This is a genomic window from Microbacterium sp. zg.Y909 (genome assembly GCF_024626565.1).
On record NZ_JANJFJ010000392.1, the window covers coordinates 1 to 4,038 of the forward strand.

The following is a 4,038-nucleotide window of genomic DNA, read 5'->3' on the forward strand; positions in this document are numbered from 1 at the left end:
GCAGCGAGGGTATCGGCGATGTCATCGTCGACGCCGTTGCCCGGGTGAAGGCGGCCAATCCGGATGCCGTGTACGCGTGCGACCCCGTGATGGGCAACGCCAAGTCCGGGTGCTTCGTCGCTCCGGCCATTCCCGTGCTGCTGCGGGAGAAAGTCGTCCCGGCGGCGGACATCATCACGCCCAACCAGTTCGAGCTGGGCTTTCTCACCGGCACCGAGCCGGCGACGATCGAGGAGACGCTGGAGTCGGCGGATCTCGCGCGGGCGATGGGGCCTCGAACGGTGCTCGTCACGAGCGTCGAGCGCCCCGACCGTGCCGACGGGACCATCGAGATGCTCGTGGTCGACGACGCCGGCGCGTGGATCGTGCAGACTCCGCTGCTGCCGATGAAGGCCAACGGGTCGGGCGATGTGACGGCGGCGCTGTTCACCGCGCACTACCGGCGCACCGGCAGCGCCGCGGAGGCGCTGGCGAGCACCACGTCGAGTGTCTTCGACCTGCTGCGCACGACCCACGAGTCCGGCCAGCGGGAGCTCGCCCTCGTGGAGTCGCAGGAGTTCTACGCCCACCCGCGGCTGCAGTTCGACGTGCAGCAGGTGCGCTGAGAGCGAGGGGCCGGCTCAGCCGGCCCCTCCTCGTCAGTAGACGCCGCCGGTCTCGCTCCAGGCCGACTCCCACTGCGGGGCGTCGGCGGGGCAGAGGAAGCCGGTGCCGAACACCATGATGCTCAGAGCGCCCTCGATGGCCTGCGGGTCGCCACCGGAAACGGCGGAGATGAGGGGCGAGCTGTTCACGTGTGCGCGGAACACCTCGACGTCCACGGCGTGACCGTTGAGGATCGATGTCTCGCAGGCGTCCAGCGCGAGGGCGAGCGTGATGCTCTCTGCATTGGCATCCCACGTGCCGCCCTGCGACTCGACGTACGCGCGTTGCTGGCTGATGAGCTCCATCTGCTCCGGCGTCTTCGCGACGAGCGGAGTGCCGTCCAGCGGCTGCTGCTGGGCCTCGATGAAGGCATCGCGCTCCGCGAACGCGGCTTCCATGTCGACGGCGGCATCGTCCTGCGGCGCGGTGGCCTCGTCGGCCGTGGCCTCGTCGGTGGCCTCCGGTGCGGGTGTGGAGATGCTGTCTTCGGGGACGTCGATGCGCTGCGCCCCTTCGGTCGAGTAGATGGAGCACGCCGTCAGCGAGACGGCGAGGAGCGCGGCGGCAGCAGTGGCGGTGAGCGCGCGGTGGGGGGACATCATGGAAAGGGGTTCCTCTCGAAGGCGTCCCGCCAGGCTACCGGGATGCGTTCACCCTTGCGGCCAGGCTGTGGAGACCGCTACCCTCACCTCTCCCAGGAGCTGCGGCAGGGCCTTGGTCTTGGCGATGATCGGGAAGAAGTTCGCGTCTGTCGCCCACCGCGGCACGATGTGCTGGTGCAGGTGCTCGTCCACGCCGGCACCGGCTACCGCGCCCTGGTTCATGCCGATGTTGAAGCCGTCGCAGCGCGCCACCTCGCGCAGTACGCGCATGCCCGTCTGCGTGAGCTCGGCGATCTCGGCGACCTCCTCGGTCGTCGCCTGGTCATAGGTCGCGACGTGGCGGTACGGGCACACCAGCAGGTGGCCGGAGTTGTACGGGAAGAGATTGAGCAGCACGTAGGCGGTGCGTCCGCGGTGCACGATCAGCCCGTCGGCATCCGATTTCTCGGGGGCGGCGCAGAACGGGCATTGCGCCCGCATCGCCTCGGCGCCCGCATGGATGTACGCCATGCGGTGCGGCGTCCACAGCCGCTGGAACTCGTCGGGCACGCCGGCGAGGGTCGCCGCGTCGACGAGTTCCTCGTCGGTCACGTCAGATCCTCTGCCGTGTCCACGAGGGTGTGGTCGGCGATGGCGCGCAGCACCAGGGCGATGGCGTCGTCGACGGGCACCCCGTTCGTCTGCGTGCCGTCGCGGAAGCGGAACGACACGGTGCCCGCGGAGCGGTCCTGCTCACCTGCGATCAGCTGCAGCGGCACCTTCTGCGTGGTGTGGGTGCGGATCTTCTTCTGCATGCGGTCGTCGGAGTGGTCGACCTCGGCACGCACGCCCTGCATCCGCAGCTGGTCGACGATGCCGTCCAGGTAGTCGCCGTACTGCTCGGCGACGGGGATGGCGACGACCTGCACGGGCGCGAGCCACACCGGGAAGGCGCCTGCGTAGTGCTCGAGCAGGATCGCGAAGAACCGCTCGATCGAGCCGAAAAGCGCCCGGTGGATCATGATCGGCCGGTGCTTCTCGCCGTCGGGACCGGTGTATTCGAGGTCGAAGCGCTCCGGCAGGTTGACGTCGACCTGCACGGTGGACAGCTGCCAGGTGCGGCCGATGGCGTCGCGGGTCTTCAGATCGATCTTGGGTCCGTAGAACGCGGCCTCGCCGGGGACCTCGGTGACCTTCAGGCCGCTGGAGTGCGCGACGTTGCGGAGGGCGTTGGTGGAGTATTCCCAGAACTCCTCCGAGCCGATCCACTTCTCCTTCTCGTCGTCGCGCATCGACAGCTCGAGCTCGAAGTCCTCGAGCCCGAAGTCGCGCAGCATCGAGAGGACGAACTCCAGCACCCGGGTGGTCTCCGCCTCGAGCTGGTCGGGGGTGACGAACAGGTGCGAGTCGTCCTGCGTGAAGCCGCGCACGCGGGTGAGACCGTGAAGGGCGCCAGAGAGCTCGTTGCGGTACACCGTGCCGTTCTCAGCGAGGCGCATGGGCAGGTCGCGGTAGCTGCGGGCACGCTCCTTGTAGATGAGGATGTGCATCGGGCAGTTCATGGGCTTCAGGTAGTAATCCTGACCCTGCTTGACGATGTGACCCTCGGCGTCGCGCTCCTCGTCCATGCGGATGGGCGGGAACATGCCCTCGCGGTAGGTGACGAGGTGGTTGGACTGCAGGAAGAGGTCTTCCTTGGAGATGTGCGGGGTGTACACGTAGGTGTACCCGCCCTCGATGTGGCGGCGACGGGCGTGCTGCTCCATCTCGCCACGGACCACACCGCCCTTGGGGTGCCACACCGACAGCCCGGAGCCGATCTCATCGGGGAACGAGAACAGGTCCAGCTCCTTGCCGAGCTTGCGGTGATCGCGCTTGGCGGCCTCTTCAAGACGCTGCTGGTAGGCGCGCAGCTCGTCCTTGGTGGGCCATGCGGTGCCGTAGATGCGCTGCAGCTGCGGGTTCTTCTCGCTGCCGCGCCAGTAGGCCCCGGCGATGCGGGTGAGGTCCCAGCCGTTGCCGACCATGCGCGTGCCCGGCACGTGCGGCCCGCGGCACAGGTCCTTCCACACCGTCTCGCCGTCGCGGCTCACGTTGTCGTAGATGGTGAGCTCACCGGCGCCCACCTCGACCGATGCGCCCTCGGCGGCATCCTTCGATGCACCCTTCAGGTCGATCAGCTCGAGCTTGAAGGGCTCGTCGACGAGCTCTGCGCGTGCCTCTTCGTCGGTGACGACGCGGCGCACGAAGCGCTGGCCCTCGCGGACGATGCGCTCCATCTCCTTCTTGATCGCCTTGAGGTCCTCGGGAGTGAAGGGCTCATCGACGCCGAAGTCGTAGTAGAACCCGTTCTCGATCGGCGGGCCGATGCCGAGGTTCGCCTGCGGCCGGATGCGCTGCACCGCCTGGGCGAGGACGTGCGCCGTCGAGTGGCGCAGGATCGACAGGCCGTCTGGGCTGTCGATCGTCACGGGCTCGACCTCGTCGGTCTCGCCGACGGTCGTGGCGAGGTCTTTGAGCTCGCCGTTCACGCGCAGCGCGATCACGCTGCGGTCGGGGAACAGGGCGAACCCGTCGGCGGGGTAGGTCACGTCTGAGGGGATCACGACGTCAGTCACAGGAACTTCTCCAGAAGGTGGCTCGGAACAATGGCTGCTCAGCTTCGGGCGCGCGCGCCCTGCCCGCTCAGGCCTGAAGCGTTCGCGTGCCGGAGGCCGCGACGACGTTCGCAGCGGTCGTCCGGCTCAGTTCCATGGGCACGATTCTAGTGGGGTGCGCGGACCGCGATGATGGATGCCGTGAAGCTCGCCGT

Annotated in this window: 4 protein-coding genes; 1 reads left to right on the plus strand and 3 read right to left on the minus strand. The window is 68.3% G+C overall.

Annotated elements, in window-relative coordinates; genetic code table 11:
• On the plus strand, positions 1-605 hold a 605-nt coding region (gene pdxY, locus NQ160_RS19910), incomplete at its 5' end, for a pyridoxal kinase (protein ID WP_257516842.1).
• Between the two features lie 33 nt (positions 606-638).
• Here pdxY and NQ160_RS19915 read toward each other — a convergent pair.
• The 3 genes from NQ160_RS19915 to thrS are packed head-to-tail and all read right to left on the minus strand — an operon-like array spanning position 639 to position 3,844.
• Positions 639-1,247, minus strand: a complete 609-nt coding sequence (locus tag NQ160_RS19915; protein ID WP_257516843.1) for a hypothetical protein — start codon at positions 1,245-1,247, stop codon at positions 639-641.
• A gap of 48 nt (positions 1,248-1,295) precedes the next feature.
• Positions 1,296-1,838, minus strand: coding sequence for an HIT family protein (locus NQ160_RS19920; RefSeq protein ID WP_257516844.1), 543 nt, complete (start codon positions 1,836-1,838; stop codon positions 1,296-1,298).
• Positions 1,835-3,844, minus strand: a complete 2,010-nt coding sequence (gene thrS, locus NQ160_RS19925; protein ID WP_257516845.1) for a threonine--tRNA ligase — start codon at positions 3,842-3,844, stop codon at positions 1,835-1,837. The genes NQ160_RS19920 and thrS overlap by 4 nt, the downstream gene beginning before the upstream one ends.
• Between the last annotated feature and the right edge of the window lie 194 nt (positions 3,845-4,038).

Bases quoted from the DNA above. Each gene is read 5' to 3' on its own strand.
- NQ160_RS19915 (WP_257516843.1), bottom strand. From the start codon at position 1,247: ATGATGTCCCCCCACCGCGCGCTCACCGCCACTGCTGCCGCCGCGCTC.